Here is a 26,009-nt window from a genome sequence, read left to right on the forward strand (position 1 = left end):
GTCTACCGGAGGAACGCCTTCAGGCCGACTCGTTCATCGGCCTGAAACTGAAGAAGTCGCGCAGCGAGCGCACGAACTCCTCGTACTCGCGCGGCGCCTGTAACAGCATGAAACCGGCATCGTAATGCCCCGGGGTCTGGTCCTCGCGGCTCCACAGGCAACTGGCGGTGAGATTGATGAACTGATGGCCACCGCCTGCAAGCGGCACACGCAATTGCAGCTCGAAATCCGGGCCGACCATGATCGGGAGCTGGCTGATCACCATGACCCCATCCTCGGAGGCATTCCCCAGGTAGCCAATCTCCTGATCGGTCAACCGGTTGAAGACCTTGAGCACGTAAGGCAGTTGATGACGATCGATCTGACGTTCGATGAACATGATTCTCCGTACCCTATGCCAGGAAGACCAGGTACTGGCGGTGAGCGTTACACCTACTTTACAGCCTAGCTTAGCCTGAGCGGCGGCCCGGATGAAATCATTGTCACCTTGGTATTAACGCAAAGGGGTAGTCGGCGCAGGGCGGGTCACCGCAGGCTCACCACGCAGATGGCCAAGCTGCTCCAGGGTCTGCAGGCGCGCTTGAGCACGGTAGGCATACTCGTTCTGCGGGTAGCGCTGGATCAGGAACTGGTAGGTCTGCGCTGCATCGACATAGAGTTTCTGCCGCTCCAGGCACTGGCCACGCAGCATCGCCACTTCCGGATGGATGAACGGGCGGGCACGGCTGGTGCGATCGACCTGCGACAGCTCCAGCATCACGCGCTGGCAATCGCCACGGTCGTAAGCGCGATAGGCGTTGTTCAGGTGATGGTCCATGGACCAACGGGTGCAGCCGACGACACTGGCCGCCATGGTTAACACGATCAGGGCTCGCATGGGAATTCTCCTTTGATGGGCAGTATATCGGCCTGCGCCCCGATTTCTTCAGCGCGCCGATGCACCCTTCATCCCGCAGACGCCCGGCGGCAAGCGTCTACCTGTAACCTGCTGCTTGTAGGGTGCTGCCGACGGTGCAACCGCCCTCTCGCCAACCTGCAAGGTAGTGCAACGGAACAATGACTACAGCTCAATTGAGGAGTAGCCTTTCGCTGCGCTTCACTATAGGAGTCTGTGCATGACCATCCGCCGTACCAAAATCGTCGCCACCCTGGGCCCCGCCAGCAACTCGCCGGAAGTGATCGAACAACTGATCCTCGCCGGCCTGGACGTGGCACGTCTGAACTTTTCCCACGGCACTCCGGACGAGCACAAGGCCCGCGCTCGCCTGATCCGCGACATCGCCGCCAAGAACGGCCGCCACGTCGCACTGCTGGGCGACCTGCAAGGTCCGAAGATCCGTATCGCCAAGTTCAGCAACAAGCGCATCGAACTGAAGATCGGTGACAAGTTCACCTTCTCCACCGCCCACCCGCTCACCGAAGGCAACCAGGATATCGTCGGCATCGACTACCCCGACCTGGTCAAGGACTGCGGTGTAGGTGACGAGCTGCTGCTCGACGACGGTCGCGTGGTCATGCGCGTCGAAACCGCTACTGCCGACGCGCTGCATTGCGTGGTGATCGTCGGTGGCCCACTGTCCGACCACAAGGGCATCAACCGCAAGGGTGGCGGCCTGACTGCACCGGCCCTGACCGAAAAAGACAAGGCTGACATCAAACTGGCCGCGGAAATGGACCTGGACTACCTGGCCGTCTCCTTCCCGCGTGACGCCAAGGACATGGAATACGCACGCAAGCTGCGTGACGAAGCCGGCGGCAGCGCCTGGCTGGTGGCCAAGATCGAGCGTGCCGAAGCCGTTGCCGACGACGAAACCCTCGACGGCCTGATCGCTGCTTCCGACGCGGTGATGGTTGCCCGTGGCGACCTCGGCGTGGAAATCGGCGACGCCGAGCTGATCGGCATCCAGAAGAAGATCATCCAGCACGCGCGCCGCAACAACAAAGCGGTGATCGTAGCGACCCAGATGATGGAGTCGATGATCCAGAACCCGATGCCGACCCGCGCCGAAGTATCCGACGTGGCCAACGCCGTGCTGGACAACACCGATGCGGTGATGCTGTCGGCCGAAAGCGCCGCCGGCTCGTACCCGATCGAAGCGGTGCAGGCCATGGCACGTATCTGCCTGGGCGCCGAAAAGCACCCGACCAACCAGAAGTCCAGCCACCGCCTGCACACCACCTTCGAGCGCTGCGACGAGAGCATCGCCCTGGCGGCGATGTACACCGCCAACCACTTCCCTGGCGTGAAGGCGATCATCGCCCTGACCGAAAGCGGCTACACCCCGCTGATCATGTCGCGCCTGCGCTCGCATGTGCCGGTCTTCGCCATGTCGCCGCACCGCGCGACCCAGGCCCGCGTTTCGATGTTCCGCGGCGTCTACCCGATCGCCTTCGATCCGGCTTCGCTGCCGGCCGACAAGGTCAGCCAGGCGGCTGTCGACGAGCTGCTCAAGCGTGGGCTGGTCGAACAGGGTGACTGGGTGATCCTGACCAAGGGCGACAGCTACCACACCATCGGTGGCACCAACGGCATGAAGATCCTGCACGTCGGTGATCCGCTGGTTGGTTGATGCCCAAGCCGTGGCAACGGCCTCAGGCGCCCCCAAAAAAGACCGCTCTTCGGAGCGGTCTTTTTTTTGGTAGCCCGCGATAGGCCGCGGCTGCAAGAACGTCAGGCATGCTCGACGAACACGTCAGCCAACACCTGATTTCTCGGCACACCGGCGATGAACAGTCTGCGCGCGAAGCGCTCGACACTTGCGGGCGATCCACAGAGCAAAGCGATGGTCTGGCGAGAGGTCGGACGCAAGCTGGCAAGCGCCTCCTCGAGATGTTCCTGCAGCACGCATTCGGCATCGATGCCATGCATCTGGTGCAGCGCGGGTTGCAGGTAATGCCCGGCAGCGTCGCGTGCCACATGCATCACCTTGATTTCTGCCCGATGGCCTTGACGCAAAGCCTCTCGCACAACGCCCCACAGCGGGGCTAGTCCGGTACCTGCCGCCAGCAACCACAGCGGCCGCTCCTGCCAGTCGGGGTCGTAGTGCAGCGCGCCCCCTCTGAGCTCCCCCAGAACCATCGGGTCGCCAATTTTCAAGCCCCGCGCCTGGTCGCAGAAGGCGCCTGGACGTCGGCAGTCGATATGAAATTCGAGAAATTCATCCTCGCCCGGCAGGCTTGCCAGCGAATAAGGTCGCGCCACCGCCCCCAGCCATAGCACCAGATGCTGGCCGGCCCGATAGCGCAGGCCACGCTCGGGTCGCAGCCGCAGACGCAACACATCGCCCAGCCAATCGACCTCAATCACCTTCGCAGGCAGGCCGTCGGTCAAGGGATCGAACACGGCAACCCGCATATCGCCGGCCACCCGGCATTGGCATGCCAATCGCCAGCCCTGCTCACGCTTGTCGTCCGGCAAGGCTTCGGGCCGGGCGTCCTGCGGCTCGCCATCGACGCAACGCACCAGGCAGGCGTGGCAACTGCCGGCCCGGCAACTGTAGGGCACGTTCAGGCCGGCGCCATTGAGGGCATCGAGCAGGTTGCTGCCGGTTGGAACGCTGATGCAGCGCTCGCCCACACGAAGATCGGGCATGTACGAAGGGTCTCCTGAAGTCTGTTGCCATTGTACAGAGCGCCAGCAAGAACGATGCCTGGCAGCGGCCGACCATGGTCCAGACCACTCGCAGGTGTTTCCCACGGGCAGCCGCGCTATACTGCCGCGCCCTTTTTGTGCCGGCCTGACCTGCCGGTGCGCCTTGCAAGGCCTTTCGACGCGCTGGTCGGCTGTGTCGATGCCTTTACGAATGTTCCCGTCTTTAAGAGGAGCGCGCTGCATGACCGTGATCAAGCAAGACGACCTGATTCAGAGCGTTGCCGACGCCCTGCAATTCATCTCGTACTACCACCCCGTCGATTTCATCCAGGCGATGCACGAAGCCTATCTGCGTGAAGAATCGCCCGCTGCCCGCGACTCCATCGCCCAGATCCTGATCAACTCGCGCATGTGCGCCACCGGCCACCGCCCGATCTGCCAGGACACCGGTATCGTCACCGTGTTCGTGCGCGTTGGCATGGACGTGCGCTGGGACGGCGCGACCATGAGCCTGGACGACATGATCAACGAGGGCGTGCGCCGCGCCTACAATCTGCCGGAAAACGTCCTGCGCGCCTCCATCCTGGCCGACCCGGCCGGTGCCCGCAAGAACACGAAGGACAACACCCCTGCGGTGATCCACTACTCCATCGTGCCCGGCGACAAGGTCGAAGTCGACGTCGCAGCCAAGGGCGGCGGTTCGGAGAACAAGTCGAAGATGGCCATGCTCAACCCGTCCGACTCGATCGTCGACTGGGTGCTCAAGACCGTCCCGACCATGGGCGCTGGCTGGTGCCCGCCTGGCATGCTGGGCATCGGCATCGGCGGTACAGCAGAGAAAGCCGCAGTCATGGCCAAGGAAGTACTCATGGAGTCGATCGATATCCATGAACTGAAAGCCCGTGGCCCGCAGAACCGCATCGAAGAGATCCGCCTGGAGCTGTTCGAGAAGGTCAACCAGCTGGGCATCGGCGCTCAGGGCCTGGGCGGCCTGACCACCGTGCTCGACGTCAAGATCATGGACTACCCGACCCACGCCGCTTCGCTGCCGGTGTGCATGATCCCCAACTGCGCCGCCACCCGTCACGCCCACTTCGTGCTCGATGGCTCCGGCCCGGCAGAGCTGGAAGCGCCGTCGCTGGATGCCTACCCGGAAATCGTCTGGGAAGCCGGCCCGAGCGCACGTCGCGTCAACCTCGACGAGATCACCCCGGAAGAAGTTGCCAGCTGGAAACCGGGCGAGACCATCCTGCTCAACGGCAAGATGCTCACCGGCCGTGACGCTGCACACAAGCGCATGGTCGAAATGCTCAACCGTGGCGAAGAGCTGCCGGTGGATCTGAAAGGCCGCTTCATCTACTACGTCGGCCCGGTCGATCCGGTCGGTGACGAAGTGGTCGGCCCTGCCGGCCCAACCACTGCCACGCGCATGGACAAGTTCACTCGGCAGATCCTGGAACAGACTGGCCTGCTGGGCATGATCGGCAAATCCGAGCGCGGCCCGACCGCCATCGAGGCGATCAAGGACAACAAGGCCGTTTACCTGATGGCCGTTGGCGGCGCCGCATACCTGGTGGCACAGGCGATTCGCAAGTCCAAGGTCCTGGCGTTCGCCGAACTGGGCATGGAAGCGATCTACGAGTTCGACGTCAAGGACATGCCGGTCACCGTCGCGGTGGACAGCAATGGCGAATCGGTGCACATCACCGGCCCTGCGCTGTGGCAGAACAAGATTGCCCAGAGCCTGGCTGTTGAAGTGAAGTAAGACTGCTTTAATCCCAGGCTGAAACAGCAGCGCCCCGTTCGCGGGCAAGCCCGCTCCTACAAGGAACGGGCTTGCCCGCGAACGGGGCGCTGCTGTTTCAGCACAGGATCACAGCAACAGATCCTTGAGCCAGAACGACAGCGTCTTGTCCGACTCATCCGCTTCATCAAGATCGCGCCAGGCATACGATGCACGCATGGACGGCTGATGCAGAAAGCCACGATTACGCCAGAAACCGTGTAGCGGCTTGTAGTCGTCGGGTCGTCGCGGATGGCCATTGGGCCGTTCGACGGCGCTGAACGCACAGTAATGAAAGCCGCCCAACTTGTGCGCATAGGACTCACGCTCGATGAAAAAACGCACACCCAATCCCCGCCCGCGATAAGCCGGCAGCAACACCGACTTGCCGAAATAATAGACTGTACGCGGATCGCGCCCCTGCTCGAGAAACGGCTGGCGCAACGCCTCGCTCTTGTCACTCAGCGGCAGACCGGTCGAGGCACCGACCACCCGTCCTTCGTCCACCGCCAGGATCGCCAGGCTGCACTCGCAGTCGATGTAGCGGCGAAGCGCATCGGCCTCGCACTCCGGCGTACCCTCGTAGAGGTAGGGAAACTCGCGTAGCAATGTCAGGCGCAGGCGAGCGATGTCATCGATGTAAGGCGCGATGGCAGCGCCGTGGAGCAGGCGGATTTCCATGCGGGGCGATCGCTCTGTCGATGTGGGTGAAGCGCCCGGCCAAGCCGGGCCTGAGGGGAAACCCTAACATCGGCTGCGCCATGCGCCCTTTCCCCTGCGCGACGGGTATTTCTCCAGAACCGCTACCCGGCGCTATCGCGAATCAGCCGATACGCGTGCCCAGCACCTTGAGAAAAGCCGCCAGCCACGCCGGATGCGCCGGCCATGCCGGTGCCGTCACCAGATTGCCATCCACATGCGCCTGGTCGATGGCGATATCCACGAACCGTCCCCCGGCCAACCGCACCTCCGGTGCGCACGCAGGATAAGCGCTGCACTCACGCCCTTCGAGCACCCCGGCCGCCGCCAGCAACTGTGCGCCATGGCACACCGCCGCGATCGGCTTGCCCGCCTGGTCGAATTCCTTGACCAGTTTCAGCACCCGTTCGTCCAGGCGCAGGTACTCCGGCGCCCGCCCACCGGGGATCAGCAGCGCGTCATACCCTTCGGCACGCACCTGGACGAAATCGAAGTTGAGGGCGAAGTTGTGCCCAGGTTTCTCGCTGTAGGTCTGGTCGCCCTCGAAGTCGTGGATGGCCGTGCGCACGGTCTGCCCGGCGATCTTCTCGGGGCAGACCGCGTGCACTGTGTGGCCGACCATCTGCAAAGCCTGGAACGGCACCATCACCTCGTAGTCCTCGACGTAATCGCCTACCAGCATGAGAATCTTCTTCGCCGTCATCGCATTCACTCCTTCGTTTGCAGGGAACAATCACTGCACGATAGTCCGCTTTGTCCATGACCGATATACGGCGCAGGTCTCAGTTGCGGCGATCCAGCAGATTGACTACCAGCCGATCCAGCCAGCCCCAGATCCGCTGCTGCACCCGCCGCCACAGCGGTCGGGCCTTCCAGTGATCCAGATCGACCTCCTCGCTCACGGCGAAGTCCCGCGTGAAGCTGGCCAGCACCGCTGCAGTCAGCGGCGGGTCGAGGGCTTCGACGTTGGCTTCGAGGTTGAAACGCAGGTTCCAGTGGTCGAAGTTGCACGAGCCGATGCTGACCCAGTCGTCGACCACGGCCATCTTCAGGTGCAGGAAGCATGGCTGGTATTCGAAGATCCGTACCCCGGCGCGCAGCAAGCGAGGGTAGTAACGATGGCCGGCGTAGCGCACCGAAGGGTGGTCGGTACGTGGGCCCGTGAGCAGCAAGCGTACGTCGATGCCCTTTTGCGCCGCCCGGCGCAGCGAGCGGCGCACGCTCCAGGTTGGCAGAAAATACGGCGTCGCCAGCCAGATGCGACGCTGCCCACTGTTCAGCGCACGGACCAGCGAATGCAGGATGTCGCGGTGCTGGCGCGCATCGGCATAGGCCACGCGGCCCAAGCCCTGCCCCTGCGCCGGCATCTTCGGCAGGCGCGACAGGCCGAAGTTCTCGGGCGGGCGCCAGGCTGTACGACGGTGGTTGGCGTGCCACTGGCGGTCGAACAGCACCTGCCAGTCACTCACCACCGGCCCCTCCATGCGCACCATCACTTCATGCCACTCGCTCGCCTGCTGCCCCGGTGTCCAGAATTCGTCGGTCACCCCGGTACCACCCACCACCCCCCAGTGCTCATCCACCAGCAGCAGCTTGCGGTGATCGCGGTACAGGTTGCGCAGGCCCCGGCGCCAGCGCAGGCGGTTGTACAGACGCAGCTCGACACCGGCGGCCTGCAAGCGTTGGCGAAGTGCCGAAGGGAAGGCCAGGGCGCCGTAGTCGTCGAACAGGCAACGCACCCGCACACCACGCAAGGCGGCCGACTCCAGGGCCTCGACCACCGCATCGGCACAGGCCCCCGCCTCCACCAGGTACAGTTCCAGATCGACCTGGCGCTCGGCGCGCACGATCGCCGTAAGCATGCGCGGAAAGAATTCCGGGCCGTCGATCAGCAGTTCGAACTGGTTGCCATCCCGCCAGGGGAAGACTGGCCCTGGCATGTCAACGTGCGGTGAAGATCAGCACCGCATTCACCGGCACCGACGGGTTGATGGACTTGAGCTTGGCGAACTTGCGCAGGCTTTCCAGCCCTGGCAGCAAGCCGTAATCGTCGGCCCGCAACAGTAGCGGTTCGAGGGTCACCACCTGGAAGCGCCGCTCATCGAGGCGGGTGGCCAGCAGCAGCGCGTTGTAGTTGTGAGACTGGCCGTGCAGGGTCACGGTCAGTGGCAGGCGCAACTCCAGCTGGGCACCGTTGGCCAGGTCGTTGATCGGCCGCAGGTCGAGCTGGGCCTTGACCGTCGCTTCGGGGAAGCGCTCGACTTCGAACAGGCCGTCACGCATGCGCTCGTCACGCAGCGGGATACCGCTGCTCACCGAATCCATCTCGATGCTCAAGCCAGCCACACCCTTGCGGTCGATGGTGCCGTGCAACACCAGGAAGCGGTGCACCTCGGCAGTATCGCCGTTCTTGCCGGTGATGAACGACAGGCGCGAGGACTCGCCGTCCAGGTGCCAGTTGGCATGGGCGGGCAGACACAGGGCCAGTAACAGGGCGGGTAGCAGGCGGAGCAAAGTGGACATGTGAAACCTCGTGAAGCAAGGCCAGCCACCTTACCCTGCGGGCCTTCACGGCAGCAAGCGACAACCCTCGCGAGGCCCCTGCCAGGCAGCCTCGCTAAGCCGTCCCAGGCCTTCGGCGCGCACGCTGCGTGCGCGGCTGTCCTCTTCCAGGCGTCCCAATGGCAGGTACTGCTTCACATAAGCCCGGCAATAGGCCTCGTCAAACCCCATGACGAAGCGGCACGAGCAGTACTCCTTTGCCGAATACGCCGGGAGAATGCTCGGAAAATCCGACAGGGCCTGACGTTCGCTCCATCCCCAGGCCAGCAGGACCAGCAGCAACACCAGCAAGACTCGCTTCATGCGCCCTCCTTCGCCAGCACGGCCAGCACGCGCTTGAGCAGTTCGTTGTGGCTATAGCTGCCGTCGCGGTCATCGCCGTAGCGTACGATCACCAGCTTATGCGTGGGCAGCACGTACAGCGCCTGGCCCCAGTGACCGAGGGCGGCGAAGGTATCGGTGGGTGCGTCCGGCCAGGGCGTCGGGTTGCCCGGCAGCGGCTGGTTCAGCCACCAGTGCCCACCAGGGTTGGCATCGCCCGGCACCGGCTCGGCATGGGTGAACAGGGTGCGGTTGAAGGCCACCCAGTCGGCAGGGAGCAGTTGCCGCTCACGCCAACGCCCGTCGCGCTGCATCAGCAGCCCGATGCGCGCAAGATCGCGAGCACTGAGGTAGAGGTAGGAGGAGCCGACGTAGGTACCCGCAGCGTCGCGCTCCCACACCGCATGCGTGATGCCAAGCGGGGTGAACAGCGCCTGCCAGGGATAGTCGGCGTATTGATCCGGCGCGAGCATGCCGCGCAAGGCCGCCGCCAGCAGGTTGCTGTCGCCGCTGGAATAGGCGAAATGCTCACCCGGTTTCTCGGCTTGCGCCATGCCTGCGGTGTAGGCCGCCATGTCGTTGCGTCCGCGGGTATAGAGCATCGCCACTACCGAGGATTTCAGCGGCGCATATTCATAATCTTCCTGCCAGGCCAGGCCGCTGGCCCAGTGCAGCAGGTCGACCAGGCGCAGTTGCGGATGCTCACGCAGGGCGGGGTAATAGCGGGCGGCCGGGTCATCGAGCTGGAAACGCCCTTCGCCGCGGGCAACACCCAACAGCGTGGCCAGCACGCTCTTGCTGATCGACCAGGTCAGGTGCGGGGTATCGGCACTTGTGGGGGCGGCGTAGCGCTCGTACAGGATGCGACCGTCACGAATGATCAACAGTGCATCGCTGCGCACACCGCTGCGAACGGCATCGTCGCGCAGCGGGAAGGCATAGGCGTCGACAGCCTGCCAGTCGTACTGCGTCGGATCCTGCTGCCAGTGGCTGCCCGGCCACTCCTCGGCGAACACCGGCAGGGCGATCAGCCCGAGAATACCCAGCACCACCTTCAGTCTGCCCATCGATACCTCACGCGCGGTCAATCGGCGGAGGATGCCTGGGCTTCATGACAATCCTGCAGCAGCCCAGGCTTTGGCCAGGCGCTTTTCCCGGGTCGCAGCCGCCAGCGCCAGCAGCCCCTGGTCGCGTTGCCAGAGCTGCATCCAGTGTTCGGGTCCTTCGACCAGGGCCTTGTCGATATCGACCCGCAGTGCCTGGAACTGGGCGAACAGACCGGCCAGCAACAGATGACAGCCCACGCTGTCGGCGCACTGCCGACTGGCCTCGGCACAGGCGGCGAGCAAGCCGATCAGGCGCAGGCGCAACGCCTGCGGCCAGGCGCACTCCTGGCCAACGCCATGCAGCCATCCGAGCAGCGCAGTGAGTACATAGAGGTCTTCGAGGGAGCGGAACGGTTTGACATAGGCATCCCAGCCATCACCGGCCAGCAGTTCGCAGGCTGCGTGCTTCAGTTCGACACGGGCATGGCCGACCTCGGGCATCAACGGCAGGGTCGGCAACGCTTCGAGGGTCACGCCGGGCTCACCGGGGTAGACCACCGCCAGGCTCAGCCGCGCGCCCTCGCCCTGCGCTTCGCTGCGGGCCGCCACCAACAGCCATTCGGCGTCGAGGCCGGCGGTGACGAAATCCTTGCGACCACTCAGCCGCAAGCCGTCGAGGCGGGTGTGCATGTCGGCCGGACGCACACTGCGCCGCTCGGTGGCGCACAAGGCCCCCAATCCAGCAGGCGCGCTGGGCCAGAGCACACGCAAGGCCGCCTGGTAACCGATCAGAAAGGCCAATCCTGGCGTGTCCATTGCGCGCCCACCCAGCGCCGCCAGCTCGAACGGCGTGACAGCGCCCAGGCGCTCCAGCGTGGCCGCGTAGGTCTCGCCCAGGGTGGCCGCCAGCGCCTGGCGCAGCGGGTCGTTGAGTCGTTGCAACCAGGTCATCGAATGCTCCTCGTGAGGGGTGTCACGCAAGCATCACCAAAGATTCATGGAGGTGACACCGCGCCTACCTAGGCTGACTTTGCACAACAAAGCCGACCGGCCGCAACCCTATTTGGCTGGCTTATGGAGACTCGCAATGACTCGGATCGCTCGCTCTGGCGACAACAGCACTGAACGCCGTCTGCAAGCCGAACGCCTGGTCGGCGCTGCGGCCCTGCAGGAAGCACAGGCCCTGCGTTTCAAGGTGTTCAGTGCCGAATTCAAGGCCAAGCTCAAGGGCGCCGAACTGGGCCTGGACATGGATGACTACGATATCCACTGCCGCCACATCGGTGTGCGCGACCTGGCCACCGGCCAGTTGGTCGCCACCACCCGCCTGCTCGACCACCAGGCCGCCAGCAGCCTGGGCCGCTTCTACAGCGAAGAAGAATTCAGCCTGCATGGTCTGCTGCAACTGCAAGGTCCGATCCTGGAGCTGGGCCGCACCTGCGTCGACCCCGACTACCGCAACGGCGGCACCATCGCCGTGCTCTGGGGCGAGCTTGCCGAAGTGCTCAACGAAGGTCGCTACAGCTACCTGATGGGCTGCGCCAGCATCCCCATGCAGGACGGCGGCATCCAGGCCCACGCAATCATGCAGCGCCTGCGCGAACGCTACCTGTGCAACGAGCACCTGCGCGCCGAGCCGAAAAAGCCGCTCCCCAGCCTGGCCCTGCCGAACAACGTGATCACCGAGATGCCACCGCTGCTCAAGGCGTACATGCGCCTGGGAGCGAAGATCTGTGGCGAGCCTTGCTGGGACGAAGACTTCCAGGTCGCCGATGTGTTCATCCTGCTCAAGCGCGATGACCTCTGCCCGCGCTACGCCCGCCACTTCAAGGCGGCAGTCTGATGCCGGGCCTGCGGGCCTGTGCCCGCCTCCTGCGCCTGGTGCTGGTGCTGTTGCTGGGAATGGCCATGGCCAGCGTCATCGCCCTGGGCGAACGCTTGGGCCTGCACGCCTCCCTCGAGCGACGGCAACGTTGGACCTGCCTGTTCATGAAACGCCTGATCGGCGCCCTGCCCTTCGAGGTGCGGGTCGTCGGTGAACTGCCGCAGCGCTCGATGCTGTGGATCAGCAACCACGTGTCTTGGACCGACATCCCGGTACTGGGCATGCTCACCCCGCTGTCGTTCCTGTCCAAGGCCGAGGTACGCCAATGGCCGCTGGCCGGCTGGCTGGCGGAGAAGGCCGGCACCTTGTTCATTCGCCGTGGCGGGGGTGATGCCCAGCGTCTGCGTGAACAGATCAGCGAGCAATTGGGCCAGGCCAGACCGTTGCTGATCTTCCCTGAAGGCACCACCACTGATGGCCGCGCCCTGCGCACCTTCCACGGACGCCTGCTGGCCGGCGCCATCGACCAGGGCACGCCCGTGCAGCCAGTGGCGATCCAATACCTGCGCAACGGTGAACCGGACCCGATCGCACCGTTCATTGGCGATGATGACCTGGTTTCGCACTTGATGCGCCTGTTTGGCCGGGAGCGGGGGGAGGTGGTGATTCACCTGCTGGCGCCGGTGGAGAGTCAGGGCAAGGAACGTGCGGCGCTGGCGTTCATGGCGCAGCAGGCGATTCAGGTGGCGTTGTTCGGTGTCGAGGACGTCGAGGTGGCGGTGCCGCGTCGGCAGGCCAGGGCGGCCTGATTGCTGGGGTGGGTCGACCGGCCCTATCGCGGGGCAAGCCCGCTCCCACAGGTACCCCACTGTATCCAAAAACAATGGGGTACCTGTGGGAGCGGGCTTGCCCCGCGATAGGGCCCTGACAGCCCTCAAACCCTCAACGCCCCGTAGCCGCAAACACCTGCAACTGCGGGTAGAACTCGCGAAAATCCGCCAGCAACGGCTCATACAGCCGCTCCAGCTCATCCATCACCCCAGCCATCCCTTCCGGCCGCGACAAGCGCCGGGCAATGCCATTGAATACCTGCTCCAGCGTGGCGAAATCACCATAGGCTCCCAGCCAGTCATCCGCTGCCATGAACGGCGCAATGCGTGCCAAGCGCCCCGGCAACTGCGGCTCGGCCAGCAGCACTCGATAAAAGCTATCGGTAAACTGCGCCAGCGGCTGATCGGCGTAATCCGCCCAGTGCCGTGCCAGGCAGTGATCGAAGAACACGTCGAGCACAATCCCGGCAAACCGTCGACGCTGCCGCGGGAAACGCGCCAGCGCCGCCAGCACCAGCGGGTGGCTGTCGGTGTAGCGATCGATCTGTCGATGCAACCGGATTGCCGCCTCCAGCTCAGGCGCAAAGCGCCCTTCGAGCGGGCCTTTGACGAAATCGCCGTACAGGCTGCCGAGCAGTTGCTGCGGCGCGGAGCCGCCAAGGTGCAGGTGTGCGAGGTAGTTCATGGCGGCATTCTATCACCGTGGACATTTATATCGTTATAACGCGATATAGCGATTTCGGCTGAGCTCAGAACCTCTTCATATTTGTATATCGCGAAGTACCGATTTATATTTCGCCCTATCGCGATATACCGCTACACACCACGAGCCCAACCATGCCTCTCGACCTCGACGAAATAATAAAAGCCCTGGCCCATCCGGTCCGCCGAGACATCCTCAACTGGCTGAAGAACCCAGCGGCGCAATTCCCCGACCAGCACCACAGCACCGAATTCGGCGTCTGTGCCGGGCAGATCGATCAACGCTGCGGCCTGTCGCAGTCGACCGTCTCCGCCCACCTGGCCACCTTGCAGCGCGCAGGTCTGATCAGCAGCCAGAAGGTCGGGCAGTGGCATTTCTTCAAGCGCAACGAGGAAACCATCCAGGCCTTCCTCGAGCAGATGAGCCAAGAGCTCTGACAAGGACCTTGCAATGCCCCTTTCACTGTTGATCCTGGCGCTGAGCGCCTTTGCCATCGGCACCACCGAGTTCGTCATCATGGGCCTGCTGCCCGATGTGGCGCGCGACCTGGGGGTGAGCATTCCCGGCGCCGGCTGGCTGGTGACCGGCTACGCCCTGGGCGTGGCGATCGGAGCGCCATTCATGGCCCTGGCCACGGCCCGTCTGCCACGCAAGGCGGCATTGGTAGTGCTGATGGGCGTGTTCATCGTCGGCAATCTGCTGTGTGCCGTGGCCAGCGACTACAACCTGCTGATGTTCGCCCGCGTGGTCACCGCCCTGTGCCACGGTGCCTTCTTCGGTATCGGCTCGGTGGTCGCGGCCAGCCTGGTGCCGGCCAACCGCCGCGCCTCGGCCGTGGCCCTGATGTTCACCGGTCTGACCCTGGCCAACGTGCTCGGCGTGCCACTGGGCACCGCCCTGGGCCAGGTCGCCGGCTGGCGCTCGACCTTCTGGGCCGTGACCGGCATCGGCGTGATCGCATTGATCGGCCTGATCCGCTTCCTGCCCCTGCAACAGGATGCCGAAAAGGTCGACATGCGTGCTGAACTCGCCTCCCTCAAGGGTGCCCGGATCTGGTTGTCGCTGAGCATGACCGTACTGTTCTCGGCCTCGGTGTTCGCCCTGTTCACCTACGTCGCGCCACTGCTCGGTGATGTTACCGGCGTATCGCCACGCGGCGTGACCTGGACCCTGGTGCTGATCGGCCTGGGCCTGACCCTGGGTAACATCCTCGGAGGCAAGCTTGCCGATCGCCGCCTCGCCGCCACGCTGGTGGGCGTGTTCGCCACCATGGCGGTGGTCTCCACCCTGTTCAGCTGGACCAGCAACGCGCTGGTGCCTGCCGAAATCACCCTGTTCCTCTGGGCCACCGCTGCCTTCGCCGCCGTTCCGGCGCTGCAGGTCAACGTGGTCACCTACGGCAAGGATGCGCCGAACCTGGTCTCGACCCTGAATATTGGCGCTTTCAACCTGGGCAACGCCCTGGGTGCCTGGGTCGGCGGCAGCGTCATCGCCCATGGCCTGGGCCTGACCAGCGTACCGCTGGCTGCAGGTGCCCTGGCTGTCCTGGCGCTGATCGTCACCCTGATCACTTTCAACCAGCGCGGCGACAACGACGCCGAACTGGCCGCTGCATCCAACTGACCTACGCGAGGCTTGCGATATGACCACGCTTTTCGATCCGATCACCCTGGGCGACCTCGAGCTGCCCAACCGCATCATCATGGCCCCGCTGACCCGCTGCCGCGCCGACGAGGGCCGCGTGCCCAACGCACTGATGGCCGAGTACTACGTGCAGCGCGCCAGCGCCGGCCTGATCCTCAGCGAAGCCACTTCGGTCACGCCGATGGGCGTCGGCTATCCCGACACCCCCGGCATCTGGTCCAACGACCAGGTCCGTGGCTGGCTCAACGTGACCCAGGCCGTGCATGGCGCCGGCGGGCGCATCTTCCTGCAACTGTGGCACGTCGGGCGCATCTCCCACCCGTCGTACCTGAACGGTGAGCTACCGGTGGCGCCAAGCGCGATCCAGCCCAAAGGCCACGTCAGCCTGGTGCGTCCGCTGAGCGACTACCCGACTCCACGTGCGCTGGAAACCGAAGAAATCGCTGACATCGTCGAGGCTTACCGGACCGGTGCCGAGAACGCCAAGGCTGCTGGTTTCGACGGCGTGGAAATCCATGGCGCCAATGGTTACCTGCTCGATCAGTTCCTGCAGAGCAGCACCAACCAGCGCACCGACCAATACGGCGGCTCGCTGGAAAACCGTGCCCGCCTGCTGCTGGAAGTGACCGACGCGGTGGTCGGTGTCTGGGGCGCCAAGCGCGTTGGTGTGCATCTCGCACCACGGGCCGATGCCCATGACATGGGCGACGCCGACCGCGCCGAGACCTTCACCTACGTTGCCCGTGAACTGGGCAAGCGCGGCATCGCCTTCATCTGCTCGCGGGAAAAGGAAGCCGACGACAGCATCGGCCCGCTGATCAAAGAGGCGTTCGGCGGCCCCTACATCGTCAACGAACGCTTCACCAAGGCCACCGCCAACGCAGCACTGGCCAGCGGCAAGGCCGATGCCGTCGCCTTCGGCATCCCGTTCATCGCCAACCCTGACCTGCCAGCACGCCTGGCAGCCGATGCGCCGCTGAACGAGCCGCACCCTGAGACGTTCTACGGCAAAGGACCAGTGGGCTACATCGACTATCCGCGGATGTAACGCACAGGCTGAAAAAAAGCCCGCCCCCACACCTGGTCGTGGGGGCGGGCTTTCTTTTAACGCGCGCAGGCGATCAGGGCCGCGCGTTGATCTGCTGCTGCAGGTTCTGGATCTGGCTCTGCAAGGTGTTGAGGCTGCGGGTGGTCTGACCACGGAAGGCATCGAACTCCTGCACCGACGCGCCACCGGCAGCCGCGCTGGCCGGACGGTTGTCCGCCTGGCTCTTGAGCACCAGCACATCCTGCTCCAGGCTCTCGATCGCAGCGCCTTGCTTCTTCATCGCGGCCACGTCGCTGCTCAGGCTCTTGAGCTGGCCATCGAGCTTGCCGCCATCGACCTGGCCCGACTTGAGCGCCGCCAATTCCGTATTCACGGCCTTGAGCTGCGCCTGTAACTGGGTCTGCAGTTCGGTCACCGCCTTCTGCTGCTCGCGGGTATCGGCCAGCACCTGCTCCAGGCGCTTGCCCAGATCGCCGGCCTGACCAGCGACGCCTTCCTGCTGCTTGCCCTGCTCGGCAAGACTGGCCTGCAACTGGCGAATCTGCAGTTTCAGGGCTTCGCTGCCAGTGCTGCTGTTCGACTCGCTGGCATCGACCTTGCCGCTGATCGCCTGCAGGCGGCCGGCAGCTTCCTCGCTGATGCGGGCAAAGCTCTCCTGAGTGGCCACCAATTGCTGCTCCATCAGCGAGATCTGCTGGAAGCTCCACCAGCCGAGCCCGGCCAGGGCGATGAACGAGGCCAGCAGCAGCGCCCACAGGGGGCCGTTGCTGGCCGGGCGCGCGGCTTTCTGGCGGCCGCGGGCCACATGAGCTGGAAGCAGTTCATCATCGTCAGGCGTACCCGCCCTCAGGACCGGCACATCATCGAAATCATCGTGGGCATCGTTGCGCATGGGTAGGTTCGACCGCACTAATAGCAAAAAGACATATTATAAACCGCCCGGGCGGCGCACTGATGACCATCGTCCGCCCGACAGGTTCACTGCTGCCCCGGAAGGTGCTTCCACCAGCCGCAGAATTCATCCAGCGCGGTCCACAGGCTGACCTTGGGGCGGTAGTCGAGATTATGCCGGGCGCGGCTGATGTCGAGGGTGAAATCCTTGCTCATCACCTGCATCGCGGTACGTGTCAGGGTGGGTTGCGGCCGGCCGGGCCAGAGCATGCAGGCGGCCTCATTGACAGCTGCGAGGCTGTAGGCCAGGCGATAGGAGCGGTAACGGGTGACTTGCGGCAACTGCATCTGGCGCATTACATAATTCACCACGTCCCACAGTGGCAGTGGCTGGCCGTTGCTGATGTTGTAGGCCTGGCCCAGCGCCTGCTCTTCGGCGAACAGGGCGCTGAGCAGCGCCTCGTTGAGGTTGTGCACACTGGTGAAGTCAACCTTGTTCAGGCCGTTGCCGATGATCGCCAGACGTCCCTTGCCCTGCATCCGCATCAACCGCGGGAAGATGCTCGCATCCCCTGCGCCGGTGACGAAGCGCGGACGCAGGGCGAGCACTTCGAGGCCGAACTCCTGGGCACCGAAGACTTTCTGCTCGGCCAGGTGCTTGGTCAGCGCATAGTGATCGTGAAAACGCCGCGGCACCTGGTCCTCGCGAATGTCCAGGCGCGAGCGGCCAGTGAAGTAGATCGACGGCGACGACAGGTGCACCAGGCGCCGCACATGTTCTTTCAGGCAACCTTCGACCACGTTCTCGGTGAGCACCACGTTGCCATGATGAAAATCCTGATAACGCCCCCAGTTGCCCACCGCCCCCGCGCAATGCACCACGGCGTCGACGCCCTGGCACAGACGGCGCGCCACCTCGGCGTCGCCCAGGTCGCCTGGAATGAACTGCGCCCCGCGCTTGACCAGGTGCTCGGCGCCTTCGGCACGGCGGCCGTTGACCCGCACCTGCAGGCCCTGCTCCAGGGCAAAACGCGCAAAGCGCCCGCCAATGAAGCCGCTCGCGCCGGTGACCAGAATTCGCATGTAAGACTCCGCCTTGCCAGATTACAGATGCAGTTGACGCCGCCCGTGCCTACAACGGCACCAGCCAACCTGGCGCCGCCTGGCGCAGGTGTTCTGTCAGTTGTGCGAGCAGTTGCCCGCCGTTGCGCCAATGATGCCAGTACAACGGCACATCGATGGGAGTATCGCTGCAGATTTCCACCAACTGCCCACTGGCCAGTTGTTCGCGGGCCTGCAGTTCAGGCACCAGGCCCCAACCGAGCCCGGCTTCGGTCAGACGCAAAAAACCCTCGGACGACGGGCACAGGTGATGCAGGAAACCGTCCTCGATCCCCAATGACGCCAGGTAGCGGTGCTGCAGGAAATCGTCAGGCCCGAAGACAACCGCCGGTGTACGGGCCAGCCGCGCCACCTCGAACCCCTGCGGAAAATACCGCGCCATGAACGCCGGGCTTGCCAGCGCGCGATAGCGCATCGCCCCCAACGGCTGGCTGCGCGCCCCCGCCACCGGGCGCTCGCTACCGCACAGGCAGGCCGCCACCTCGCCGGCACGCATGCGCCGCAGGCCGACTTCCTGGTCTTCGACCACGAGGTCCAGCAGCAAGCGTTGCCCGGCACAAAAATCCCCCACTGCCCCGGCCCACCAGGTCGCCAGGCTGTCAGCGTTGAGAGCGATACGCAGACGTTCGGGCATGCCCTCTTCATCCAGCGCCGGGACCTGGCGCTGCAGGTCACGCTCGAGCAGGCGCACCTGCTGCACGTGGTTGAGCAACTGGCGACCGACATCGGTCGGGCTCGGTGGCGTGGCACGCACCAGCACTGGCTGACCGACACGCGCCTCCAGCAGTTTGATGCGTTGCGAGATGGCCGACTGCGAAAGCCCCAGTACCTGGGCGGCGCGCTCGAACCCGCCTTGTTCGATCACGGCGGCGAGGGCAGCGAGCAACTTGTAGTCGAACATCGATTTTCCTAATGCCGGATGAGTACTATTTGTTTTTCTTATACAGCGCTCTTGCCGACAATGGCCAGCATCTTCTTGTGAATCCGCGTCGCCCTTCAAAGGTGGCGCCCGTGGAGTGCTCCCGTTATGTGGCAGAGTTACCTGAACGGCATGCTGGTGGCCTTCGGCCTGATCATGGCCATCGGCACCCAGAACGCCTTTGTCCTGGCCCAGAGCCTGCGCCGCGAACATCACCTGCCGGTGGCACTGTTGTGCGTGCTGTGCGACGCGATCCTGGTCGCGGCCGGAGTGTTCGGCCTGGCGACGGTGCTGGCGCACAACCCGACCCTGCTTGCCGCCGCACGCTGGGGAGGTGCGCTGTTCCTGATCTGGTATGGCGCCAAGGCCCTGCAACGGGCCTGCTCCAGGCAGAGCCTGGAACAGCAGCAAGGCCAAGGCCTGCGTTCACGCCGGGCAGTGCTGCTCAGTGCCCTGGCGGTGACCCTGCTCAACCCCCACGTCTACCTGGACACCGTGCTGCTGATCGGCTCGCTCGGCGCCCAGCAGACGGTGCCCGGTGCCTACGTCGCCGGAGCGGCGAGCGCATCGCTGGTATGGTTCTTCACCCTGGCCCTAGGTGCCGCCTGGCTCGCCCCCTGGCTCGCGCGTCCCGGGACCTGGCGGCTGCTGGACCTGATGGTGGCGGTGATGATGTTCGCCGTGGCCACGCAGTTGATCATCGGCTGATTCCCACTGGTCGTCAGGGCCCAACCGCTCTGGAACCTCTATTCCCTATAGTTGTTGCGTGGTTATGCGCGGGGGCTGGTGCTATGATCCAGCCCTTGCGTCGCAAAGAGTACAAACTCGCCGACGCTCATCGGGCCGCCCGTGATCGGCCTTGCGCAAACCGCAAACAGACCTGAATCAGGAGATCCACCATGGCTTTTGAATTGCCGCCGCTGCCCTACGCCCACGATGCCCTGCAGCCGCACATCTCCAAGGAAACCCTGGAGTTTCACCACGACAAGCACCACAACACCTATGTCGTGAACCTGAACAACCTGGTCCCAGGCACCGAATTCGAAGGCAAGTCGCTGGAAGAAATCGTCAAGACCTCCTCGGGCGGTATCTTCAACAACGCAGCTCAAGTCTGGAACCACACCTTCTACTGGAACTGCCTGGCACCGAACGCCGGCGGCCAGCCGACTGGCGCCCTGGCTGAAGCCATCAACGCTGCCTTCGGTTCCTTCGACAAGTTCAAGGAAGAGTTCACCAAGACTTCGGTCGGCACCTTCGGTTCCGGTTGGGGCTGGCTGGTGAAGAAGGCTGACGGTTCCCTGGCCCTGGCCAGCACCATCGGCGCCGGCAACCCGCTGACCAGCGGCGACACCCCGTTGCTGACCTGCGACGTCTGGGAGCACGCCTACTACATCGACTACCGCAACCTGCGTCCGAAGTACGTCGAGGCGTTCTGGAACCTGGTCAACTGGAAGTTCGTTGCCGAGCAGTTCGAAGGCAAGACCTTCAAGGCCTGATTCGTTCAGCGCTCTGAAAAACCCGGCCCTGGCCGGGTTTTTTTGTTTCCCGGGTCCAGGAAATGGAAAAACCACGGCTAATTTTCAAGCCTCCCGCGCGCCCTCTCTTGCTCCCCCTCAATAGCGCGCTAACATCAACCTTCTGGAAAGTTGATGCAGGACATTCAAGTCGCAAGGCCGCATAACCGATACAGTACTCAGGGTGCATCCAGCGACGGGCCCCTCGCCTGCCGCGGCAATCGGTCGATAGTGTATTGCCAAGGTTGATGGCAAAATAATGGCATGCGCATGGATTAAGGAAACCCCATTGAAGCTGGAATTTCGGAACAGCTTGTCGGTCAAGTTGCTCAGGGTCGTGCTGCTGTCGGCGCTCGCGGTGGGCGTCGTTCTCAGTTGTGCGCAGATCGTCTATGACACCTACAAGACCCGCCAGGCCGTCAACAACGATGCCCAGCGCATCCTCGACATGTTCCGCGACCCCTCCACCCAAGCGGTCTACAGCCTCGACCGAGAGATGGGCATGCAAGTCATGGAGGGTCTGTTCCAGGACGAATCGGTCCGCATGGCCTCCATCGGCCACCCCAATGAAACCATGCTCGCGCAGAAGTCCCGCCCCCTGCAGGACATGCCCCTGCGCTGGTTGACCGACCTGATCCTCGGCCAGGAGCGCACCTACACCACCCAGCTGGTCGGCCGCGGCCCCTACAGCGAATACTACGGCGACCTGAGCATCACCCTCGATACCGCCAGCTATGGCGAGGGCTTTCTGGTCAACGCGGTCATCATCTTCATTTCCGGCGTGCTGCGCGCCCTGGCCATGGGCCTGGTGCTCTACCTCGTGTACCACTGGCTGCTGACCAAACCGTTATCGAAAATCATCGAGCATCTCACCCAGATCAACCCCGACCGCCCCAGCCAGCACCAGATTCCCCAACTCAAGGGCCACGAACGCAACGAACTGGGCCTGTGGGTCGACACTGCCAACCAGTTGCTGGCCTCCATCGAACGCAACACCCATTTGCGCCACGAGGCGGAAAACAGCCTGCAGCGCATGGCCCAGTACGACTTCCTCACCGGCCTGCCCAACCGCCAGCAGTTGCAACAGCAACTGGACAAGATCCTCGTCGATGGCGGGCGCCTGCAGCACCGTGTGGCCGTACTGTGCGTGGGCCTGGACGACTTCAAGGGCATCAACGAGCAGTTCAGCTACCAGGTCGGCGACCAGTTGCTGCTGGCCCTGGCCGACCGCCTGCGCGCCCACAGCGGCCGCCTCGGCTCCCTCGCCCGCCTGGGTGGCGACCAGTTCGCCCTGGTGCAAGCCAACATCGAGCAGCCCTACGAGGCCGCCGAGCTGGCCCAGAGCATTCTCGACGACCTGGAAGTGCCCTTCGCCCTCGATCATCAGGAAATCCGACTACGTGCCACCATCGGCATCACCCTGTTCCCCGAAGACGGCGACAGCACCGAGAAGCTGCTGCAAAAGGCCGAACAGACCATGACCCTGGCCAAGGCCCGCTCGCGCAACCGCTATCAGTTCTACATCGCCAGCGTCGACAGCGAGATGCGTCGGCGCCGAGAGCTGGAAAAAGACCTGCGCGAGGCGTTGCCGCGCAACCAGCTCTACCTGGTGTATCAACCGCAGATCAGCTACCGCGACCACCGCGTGGTCGGCGTCGAAGCGCTGCTGCGCTGGCAGCATCCGGAGCTGGGCATGGTACCGCCAGACCAGTTCATCCCGCTGGCCGAACAGAACGGCAACATCATCGCCATCGGCGAATGGGTGCTCGACCAGGCCTGCCGCCAGTTGCGCGAGTGGCACGACCTGGGTTTCAGCGAGCTGCGCATGGCGGTCAACCTGTCGACCGTGCAACTGCACCACAACGAGCTGCCGCGGGTGGTCAACAACCTGCTGCAGGCCTATCGCCTGCCGCCGCGCAGCCTGGAGCTGGAGGTGACCGAGACCGGCCTGATGGAAGACATCAGCACCGCCGCCCAACACCTGCTGAGCCTGCGCCGTTCAGGGGCGCTGATCGCCATCGACGACTTCGGCACCGGCTACTCCTCGCTCAGTTACCTGAAGTCGCTGCCGCTGGACAAGATCAAGATCGACAAGAGCTTCGTCCAGGACCTGCTGGACGACGATGACGACGCCACCATCGTTCGCGCCATCATCCAGCTGGGCAAGAGCCTCGGGATGCAGGTCATCGCCGAGGGCGTGGAAACCGCCGAGCAGGAAACCTACATCATCGCCCAGGGCTGTCACGAGGGTCAGGGCTACCACTACAGCAAGCCGCTGCCCTCGCGCGAGCTGACCGCCTTCCTCAAGCACGCCCAACGCAACCAGGTCTCGGCACTCTGAGCGTGGTCGTCATTGACGACCCTGGAAACGACATTTGCACGAAAAGCACGGCCAACCCTTTACACCAAATGCAAATCTTTCGCATTATGTTGCGGTTTCGCGTGCCACGGTGCAGCGCTTCCAACACATGGTCCAACCAAACGACGCAGGGAAACCAACAATGATTCGAATGCCTCTGGCCTCCGCCAGTCTGCTGGCCATCGCCATCGCTCTCGCCGGCTGCGGCGAAGGCAAGGACGACAAGGCCGCCGCTCCGCAAGCCCAGGCACCTGCCGCCAGCACTGCTGCCGCACCTGGGGCTGTCGATGAAGCTGCTGCCCAGGCCGTGGTCAAGCACTACGCCGAAATGGTCCATGCCGTGTACAGCGACTCGCTGAGCACCGCCAAGCAACTGCAGACCGCCATCGACGCGTTCCTAGCCAAGCCCAACGATGAGACCCTGAAAGCCGCCAAGGACGCCTGGGTCGCTTCCCGCGTTCCTTACCTGCAGAGCGAAGCCTTCCGCTTCGGCAACACCATCATCGACGACTGGGAAGGTCAGGTGAACGCCTGGCCCCTGGACGAAGGCCTGATCGACTACGTCGACAAGAGCTACGAGCACGCCCTGGGCAACCCGGCTGCCAACGCCAACATCATCGCCAACCCTGAGATCCAGGTCGGCGAAGACAAGATCGACGTCAAGGAAATCACGCCCGAGAAACTGGCCAGCCTGAACGAGCTGGGCGGTTCCGAAGCCAACGTCGCCACCGGCTACCATGCCATCGAATTCCTGCTCTGGGGCCAGGACCTCAACGGCACGGGCCCAGGCGCAGGCAACCGTCCGGCTTCGGACTACCTCGAAGGCCAGGGTGCCACCGGTGGTCACAACGACCGTCGCCGCGCCTACCTCAAAGCCGTCACCGACCTGCTGGTCAGCGACCTCGAAGAGATGGTCGGCAACTGGGCACCGAACGTCGCCGACAACTACCGCGCTTCGCTGGAAGCCGAGCCGGTCAAGGATGGCCTGCGCAAGATGCTGTTCGGCATGGGCAGCCTGTCGCTGGGCGAACTGGCGGGCGAGCGCATGAAGGTCTCGCTGGAAGCCAACTCGCCTGAAGACGAGCACGACTGCTTCAGCGACAACACCCACTGGTCGCACTTCTACGACGCCAAGGGCATCCGCAACATCTACCTGGGCGAGTACACCCGTCCGGACGGCTCCAAGGTCAGCGGCCCGAGCCTGTCGTCGCTGGTGGCCAAGGTCGACCCGGCCACCGACGCCACCCTGAAGGCCGACCTGCAGGACACCGAAGCGAAGATCCAGGTGATCGTCGACCACGCCCTCAAGGGCGAGCACTACGACCAGCTGATCGCTGCCGATAACGCTGCAGGCAACCAGGTGGTGCGCGACGCCATCGCCGCGCTGGTCAAGCAGACCGGTGCCATCGAGCAGGCCGCTGGCAAGCTGGGCATCGACAACCTGAACCCGGACACCGCAGACCACGAGTTCTGATGCCAGGGTGAAGGTTTGAAAGGGGCGGCCTTCGGGTCGCCTTTTTCATATCCGGGTTTGCGCTGACCAAACCCGCCCCTTCGCGAGCAAGCCCGCTTCCACTGGTGCCGGTGGGAGCGGGCTTGCCCGCGAAAGGGCCGCCAGCGGATTCAGCAGGCAATTGCAAATTGCTCTTATTCAAACATCCCCATTTTGCTAAGCTTGCACGCCGGTTTTTCGCTCACGCCCAGGATTCTCGATGTCCTCGTCGCTGTCCCGACTCCCACTTCTGCTGATGGTCACCGTCCTGGCCGCCTGTGACGACGCTCCGCGTTTCACCCAGGCCGAGCCCGGCGAAGCGCTGTCCGGCGGCAAGGCGACGATCCTGCGCAGCGACCGCAACGCCTTCTCGATGCCCTCGGCCAACCTCACGCCCGAGCGCCGCCTGGATTTCAGCGTCGGCAACAGCTTCTTCCGCAGTCCCTGGGTGATCGCACCTTCGACCACCACTGCACGCGATGGCCTGGGCCCGCTGTTCAACACCAATGCCTGCCAGAACTGCCACATCCGCGACGGCCGAGGTCATCCGCCAGAGGCCGATGCCCGCAATGCCGTGTCCATGCTGGTGCGCCTGTCGATCCCCGACCAGCCGCAGTTCATCAAGGAAATCGAACGCCTCGGCGTGGTTCCCGAACCGGTCTACGGTACGCAGCTGCAGGACATGTCGATCCCCGGCGTAGCTCCGGAAGGCAAGGTGCGGTTCAGCTACGACAGCGAGACCGTCACCTTCAAGGATGGCCACCAGGTCGAACTGCGCCGCCCGACCGTGGAGATCACCCAGCTCGGCTACGGCCCGATGCACCCGGACACACGCATGTCCGCCCGCGTCGCCCCGCCCATGATCGGCCTCGGACTGCTCGAGGCCATCCCGGAGGCTGCGCTTTTGGCCAACGAAGACCCGGATGATCGCAACAACGACGGCATCCGCGGCCGCGCCAACCGGGTCTGGGACGATGCCCAAGGCAAGACCGTGGTCGGCCGCTTCGGATGGAAAGCCGGGCAACCCAACGTCAACCAGCAGAACGTCCACGCCTTCGCTGGCGACATGGGCCTGACCAGCACCCTCAAGCCCGAGGACGATTGCACGCCGGCGCAGGTCGAATGCCGCGCCGCGCCCAACGGCGACGGTGACGACGGCGAAAAGGAAGTCAGCGACAACATCCTGCGCCTGGTGACGTTCTACACCCGCAATCTGGCGGTGCCTGCACGCCGCGAGGTGAATTCGCCGCAGGTGCTGGCCGGCAAGAACCTGTTCTTCCAGGCGGGTTGCCAGGGCTGTCACACACCGCAGTTCACCACGGGTAGTGACAACGTCGAGCCAGAGCTGGCCAACCAGGTGATCCGCCCCTACAGCGACCTGCTGCTGCACGACATGGGCCCAGGCCTTGCCGACAACCGTAGCGAGTTCGCCGCCGGTGGCCAGGATTGGCGCACGCCGCCGCTGTGGGGCATCGGCCTGACCGAAACCGTCAGCGGCCACACCCAGTTCCTCCATGACGGTCGCGCCCGCAATCTGCTCGAGGCCGTGCTCTGGCACGGCGGCGAAGCCGAGGCTGCACGCCGTCACGTACTGACCTTCAATGCCGAGCAACGCGCCGCGCTGCTGGCTTTCCTGAACTCACTTTAAACGCGCAAGGA

The 26,009-nt window shown here is 64.2% G+C and carries 26 protein-coding genes; 12 read left to right on the forward strand and 14 right to left on the reverse strand.

The annotated features are described in order from the left end of the window. Positions 1-19: 19 nt before the first annotated feature. On the reverse strand, positions 20-379 hold the full coding sequence (locus tag F6X62_RS07855; protein ID WP_054893797.1) for a PilZ domain-containing protein: 360 nt from the start codon (positions 377-379) through the stop codon (positions 20-22). A gap of 114 nt (positions 380-493) precedes the next feature. Continuing rightward, positions 494-877, reverse strand: a complete 384-nt coding sequence (locus F6X62_RS07860) for a hypothetical protein (RefSeq protein ID WP_054893798.1) — start codon at positions 875-877, stop codon at positions 494-496. Positions 878-1,115: 238 nt separating this feature from the next. On the opposite strand from F6X62_RS07860, the gene pyk reads away from it, so the two are divergent. Beyond that, positions 1,116-2,570: a pyruvate kinase gene (gene pyk / locus F6X62_RS07865; RefSeq protein WP_054893799.1), complete on the forward strand. Its 1,455-nt coding sequence runs from the start codon at positions 1,116-1,118 to the stop codon at positions 2,568-2,570. Between the two features lie 101 nt (positions 2,571-2,671). Here the strand turns inward: pyk and F6X62_RS07870 are convergent, their stop codons facing one another. Then, complete coding sequence (locus F6X62_RS07870) at positions 2,672-3,592, reverse strand: iron-sulfur-binding ferredoxin reductase (protein WP_153773164.1); 921 nt, start codon at positions 3,590-3,592, stop codon at positions 2,672-2,674. 241 nt (positions 3,593-3,833) lie between these two features. On the opposite strand from F6X62_RS07870, the gene F6X62_RS07875 reads away from it, so the two are divergent. Continuing rightward, complete coding sequence (locus F6X62_RS07875) at positions 3,834-5,357, forward strand: fumarate hydratase (RefSeq protein WP_054893801.1); 1,524 nt, start codon at positions 3,834-3,836, stop codon at positions 5,355-5,357. A gap of 108 nt (positions 5,358-5,465) precedes the next feature. Here F6X62_RS07875 and F6X62_RS07880 read toward each other — a convergent pair whose 3' ends face one another. The 7 genes from F6X62_RS07880 to F6X62_RS07910 all read right to left on the reverse strand — a co-directional run bounded on the left by F6X62_RS07880 (position 5,466) and on the right by F6X62_RS07910 (position 10,954). Beyond that, positions 5,466-6,056 carry a GNAT family N-acetyltransferase gene (locus tag F6X62_RS07880; RefSeq protein WP_054893802.1) on the reverse strand — a complete coding sequence of 197 codons (591 nt, stop codon included), beginning with the start codon at positions 6,054-6,056 and terminating at the stop codon, positions 5,466-5,468. A 142-nt stretch (positions 6,057-6,198) separates the two neighbouring features. Then, entirely contained in the window at positions 6,199-6,777 is a 579-nt protein-coding gene (locus F6X62_RS07885) for a DJ-1/PfpI family protein (protein ID WP_054893803.1), read from the reverse strand. Between the two features lie 79 nt (positions 6,778-6,856). Continuing rightward, complete coding sequence (locus F6X62_RS07890; protein ID WP_153773165.1) at positions 6,857-8,014, reverse strand: phosphatidylserine/phosphatidylglycerophosphate/cardiolipin synthase family protein; 1,158 nt, start codon at positions 8,012-8,014, stop codon at positions 6,857-6,859. Between the two features lies 1 nt (position 8,015). Further along, positions 8,016-8,597 carry a YceI family protein gene (locus F6X62_RS07895; RefSeq protein WP_065864225.1) on the reverse strand — a complete coding sequence of 194 codons (582 nt, stop codon included), beginning with the start codon at positions 8,595-8,597 and terminating at the stop codon, positions 8,016-8,018. Between the two features lie 45 nt (positions 8,598-8,642). Further along, positions 8,643-8,939, reverse strand: coding sequence for an amidase (locus F6X62_RS07900; protein ID WP_153773166.1), 297 nt, complete (start codon positions 8,937-8,939; stop codon positions 8,643-8,645). Beyond that, the gene (locus F6X62_RS07905; protein WP_153773258.1) at positions 8,936-10,015 is read right to left on the reverse strand and encodes a serine hydrolase; all 1,080 of its coding nucleotides are present in this window, start codon (positions 10,013-10,015) and stop codon (positions 8,936-8,938) included. The genes F6X62_RS07900 and F6X62_RS07905 overlap by 4 nt, the downstream gene beginning before the upstream one ends. 51 nt (positions 10,016-10,066) lie before the next feature. Beyond that, the gene (locus tag F6X62_RS07910; protein WP_153773167.1) at positions 10,067-10,954 is read right to left on the reverse strand and encodes an acyl-CoA dehydrogenase; all 888 of its coding nucleotides are present in this window, start codon (positions 10,952-10,954) and stop codon (positions 10,067-10,069) included. 136 nt (positions 10,955-11,090) lie between these two features. Between F6X62_RS07910 and olsB the strand changes: the two genes are divergently transcribed. Both olsB and F6X62_RS07920 read left to right on the forward strand, forming a co-directional pair. After that, positions 11,091-11,846, forward strand: coding sequence for an L-ornithine N(alpha)-acyltransferase (gene olsB, locus F6X62_RS07915; RefSeq protein WP_063545976.1), 756 nt, complete (start codon positions 11,091-11,093; stop codon positions 11,844-11,846). Beyond that, positions 11,846-12,637, forward strand: coding sequence for a 1-acyl-sn-glycerol-3-phosphate acyltransferase (locus F6X62_RS07920; protein ID WP_153773168.1), 792 nt, complete (start codon positions 11,846-11,848; stop codon positions 12,635-12,637). The genes olsB and F6X62_RS07920 overlap by 1 nt, the downstream gene beginning before the upstream one ends. Before the next feature lie 133 nt (positions 12,638-12,770). On the opposite strand, the gene F6X62_RS07925 is transcribed toward F6X62_RS07920, so the two are convergent. Then, complete coding sequence (locus F6X62_RS07925) at positions 12,771-13,343, reverse strand: ACP phosphodiesterase (protein WP_153773169.1); 573 nt, start codon at positions 13,341-13,343, stop codon at positions 12,771-12,773. 152 nt (positions 13,344-13,495) lie between these two features. On the opposite strand from F6X62_RS07925, the gene F6X62_RS07930 reads away from it, so the two are divergent. Genes F6X62_RS07930 through F6X62_RS07940 form a run of 3 tightly spaced genes read left to right on the forward strand, consistent with a single transcriptional unit; the run spans position 13,496 to position 16,053 of the window. Further along, positions 13,496-13,798: a helix-turn-helix transcriptional regulator gene (locus F6X62_RS07930; RefSeq protein WP_054893811.1), complete on the forward strand. Its 303-nt coding sequence runs from the start codon at positions 13,496-13,498 to the stop codon at positions 13,796-13,798. Positions 13,799-13,811: 13 nt separating this feature from the next. After that, on the forward strand, positions 13,812-14,984 hold the full coding sequence (locus F6X62_RS07935; RefSeq protein ID WP_054893812.1) for an MFS transporter: 1,173 nt from the start codon (positions 13,812-13,814) through the stop codon (positions 14,982-14,984). Between the two features lie 19 nt (positions 14,985-15,003). Beyond that, the gene (locus tag F6X62_RS07940) at positions 15,004-16,053 is read left to right on the forward strand and encodes an alkene reductase (RefSeq protein WP_054893813.1); all 1,050 of its coding nucleotides are present in this window, start codon (positions 15,004-15,006) and stop codon (positions 16,051-16,053) included. A gap of 73 nt (positions 16,054-16,126) precedes the next feature. On the opposite strand, the gene F6X62_RS07945 is transcribed toward F6X62_RS07940, so the two are convergent. From F6X62_RS07945 to F6X62_RS07955, 3 genes are all read right to left on the reverse strand, one after another. Further along, positions 16,127-16,945, reverse strand: coding sequence for an ATPase (locus F6X62_RS07945; RefSeq protein WP_153773170.1), 819 nt, complete (start codon positions 16,943-16,945; stop codon positions 16,127-16,129). A gap of 86 nt (positions 16,946-17,031) precedes the next feature. Continuing rightward, entirely contained in the window at positions 17,032-18,027 is a 996-nt protein-coding gene (locus F6X62_RS07950; protein ID WP_153773171.1) for an NAD(P)-dependent oxidoreductase, read from the reverse strand. A gap of 49 nt (positions 18,028-18,076) precedes the next feature. Further along, a complete protein-coding gene (locus F6X62_RS07955) occupies positions 18,077-18,967 on the reverse strand; it encodes a LysR family transcriptional regulator ArgP (protein WP_063545988.1) in 891 nt (296 codons plus the stop codon). A gap of 126 nt (positions 18,968-19,093) precedes the next feature. On the opposite strand from F6X62_RS07955, the gene F6X62_RS07960 reads away from it, so the two are divergent. From F6X62_RS07960 to F6X62_RS07980, 5 genes are all read left to right on the forward strand, one after another. After that, positions 19,094-19,693, forward strand: a complete 600-nt coding sequence (locus F6X62_RS07960; protein ID WP_153773172.1) for a LysE/ArgO family amino acid transporter — start codon at positions 19,094-19,096, stop codon at positions 19,691-19,693. 191 nt (positions 19,694-19,884) lie between these two features. Then, entirely contained in the window at positions 19,885-20,481 is a 597-nt protein-coding gene (locus F6X62_RS07965) for a superoxide dismutase (protein ID WP_054893818.1), read from the forward strand. 307 nt (positions 20,482-20,788) lie between these two features. After that, on the forward strand, positions 20,789-22,840 hold the full coding sequence (locus tag F6X62_RS07970) for a bifunctional diguanylate cyclase/phosphodiesterase (RefSeq protein WP_063545989.1): 2,052 nt from the start codon (positions 20,789-20,791) through the stop codon (positions 22,838-22,840). Positions 22,841-23,000: 160 nt separating this feature from the next. Next, the gene (locus tag F6X62_RS07975) at positions 23,001-24,332 is read left to right on the forward strand and encodes an imelysin family protein (RefSeq protein ID WP_153773173.1); all 1,332 of its coding nucleotides are present in this window, start codon (positions 23,001-23,003) and stop codon (positions 24,330-24,332) included. Positions 24,333-24,570: 238 nt separating this feature from the next. Further along, positions 24,571-25,998, forward strand: coding sequence for a di-heme oxidoredictase family protein (locus F6X62_RS07980; protein ID WP_153773174.1), 1,428 nt, complete (start codon positions 24,571-24,573; stop codon positions 25,996-25,998). The last annotated feature ends 11 nt before the right edge of the window (positions 25,999-26,009 follow it).

This window comes from Pseudomonas sp. MNR3A (assembly GCF_009650575.1).
Lineage (GTDB): Bacteria > Pseudomonadota > Gammaproteobacteria > Pseudomonadales > Pseudomonadaceae > Aquipseudomonas > Aquipseudomonas machongensis.

What these genes read in the sequence shown, in the direction of transcription:
- F6X62_RS07855 (WP_054893797.1), bottom strand. Translation starts at nt 379, where the DNA reads ATGTTCATCGAACGTCAGATCGATCGTCATCAACTGCCTTACGTGCTC.
- F6X62_RS07860 (WP_054893798.1), bottom strand. Translation starts at nt 877, where the DNA reads ATGCGAGCCCTGATCGTGTTAACCATGGCGGCCAGTGTCGTCGGCTGC.
- pyk (WP_054893799.1), top strand. Translation starts at nt 1,116, where the DNA reads ATGACCATCCGCCGTACCAAAATCGTCGCCACCCTGGGCCCCGCCAGC.
- F6X62_RS07870 (WP_153773164.1), bottom strand. Translation starts at nt 3,592, where the DNA reads ATGCCCGATCTTCGTGTGGGCGAGCGCTGCATCAGCGTTCCAACCGGC.
- F6X62_RS07875 (WP_054893801.1), top strand. Translation starts at nt 3,834, where the DNA reads ATGACCGTGATCAAGCAAGACGACCTGATTCAGAGCGTTGCCGACGCC.
- F6X62_RS07880 (WP_054893802.1), bottom strand. Translation starts at nt 6,056, where the DNA reads ATGGAAATCCGCCTGCTCCACGGCGCTGCCATCGCGCCTTACATCGAT.
- F6X62_RS07885 (WP_054893803.1), bottom strand. Translation starts at nt 6,777, where the DNA reads ATGACGGCGAAGAAGATTCTCATGCTGGTAGGCGATTACGTCGAGGAC.
- F6X62_RS07890 (WP_153773165.1), bottom strand. Translation starts at nt 8,014, where the DNA reads ATGCCAGGGCCAGTCTTCCCCTGGCGGGATGGCAACCAGTTCGAACTG.
- F6X62_RS07895 (WP_065864225.1), bottom strand. Translation starts at nt 8,597, where the DNA reads ATGTCCACTTTGCTCCGCCTGCTACCCGCCCTGTTACTGGCCCTGTGT.
- F6X62_RS07900 (WP_153773166.1), bottom strand. Translation starts at nt 8,939, where the DNA reads ATGAAGCGAGTCTTGCTGGTGTTGCTGCTGGTCCTGCTGGCCTGGGGA.
- F6X62_RS07910 (WP_153773167.1), bottom strand. Translation starts at nt 10,954, where the DNA reads ATGACCTGGTTGCAACGACTCAACGACCCGCTGCGCCAGGCGCTGGCG.
- olsB (WP_063545976.1), top strand. Translation starts at nt 11,091, where the DNA reads ATGACTCGGATCGCTCGCTCTGGCGACAACAGCACTGAACGCCGTCTG.
- F6X62_RS07920 (WP_153773168.1), top strand. Translation starts at nt 11,846, where the DNA reads ATGCCGGGCCTGCGGGCCTGTGCCCGCCTCCTGCGCCTGGTGCTGGTG.
- F6X62_RS07925 (WP_153773169.1), bottom strand. Translation starts at nt 13,343, where the DNA reads ATGAACTACCTCGCACACCTGCACCTTGGCGGCTCCGCGCCGCAGCAA.
- F6X62_RS07930 (WP_054893811.1), top strand. Translation starts at nt 13,496, where the DNA reads ATGCCTCTCGACCTCGACGAAATAATAAAAGCCCTGGCCCATCCGGTC.
- F6X62_RS07935 (WP_054893812.1), top strand. Translation starts at nt 13,812, where the DNA reads ATGCCCCTTTCACTGTTGATCCTGGCGCTGAGCGCCTTTGCCATCGGC.
- F6X62_RS07940 (WP_054893813.1), top strand. Translation starts at nt 15,004, where the DNA reads ATGACCACGCTTTTCGATCCGATCACCCTGGGCGACCTCGAGCTGCCC.
- F6X62_RS07945 (WP_153773170.1), bottom strand. Translation starts at nt 16,945, where the DNA reads ATGCGCAACGATGCCCACGATGATTTCGATGATGTGCCGGTCCTGAGG.
- F6X62_RS07950 (WP_153773171.1), bottom strand. Translation starts at nt 18,027, where the DNA reads ATGCGAATTCTGGTCACCGGCGCGAGCGGCTTCATTGGCGGGCGCTTT.
- F6X62_RS07955 (WP_063545988.1), bottom strand. Translation starts at nt 18,967, where the DNA reads ATGTTCGACTACAAGTTGCTCGCTGCCCTCGCCGCCGTGATCGAACAA.
- F6X62_RS07960 (WP_153773172.1), top strand. Translation starts at nt 19,094, where the DNA reads ATGTGGCAGAGTTACCTGAACGGCATGCTGGTGGCCTTCGGCCTGATC.
- F6X62_RS07965 (WP_054893818.1), top strand. Translation starts at nt 19,885, where the DNA reads ATGGCTTTTGAATTGCCGCCGCTGCCCTACGCCCACGATGCCCTGCAG.
- F6X62_RS07975 (WP_153773173.1), top strand. Translation starts at nt 23,001, where the DNA reads ATGATTCGAATGCCTCTGGCCTCCGCCAGTCTGCTGGCCATCGCCATC.
- F6X62_RS07980 (WP_153773174.1), top strand. Translation starts at nt 24,571, where the DNA reads ATGTCCTCGTCGCTGTCCCGACTCCCACTTCTGCTGATGGTCACCGTC.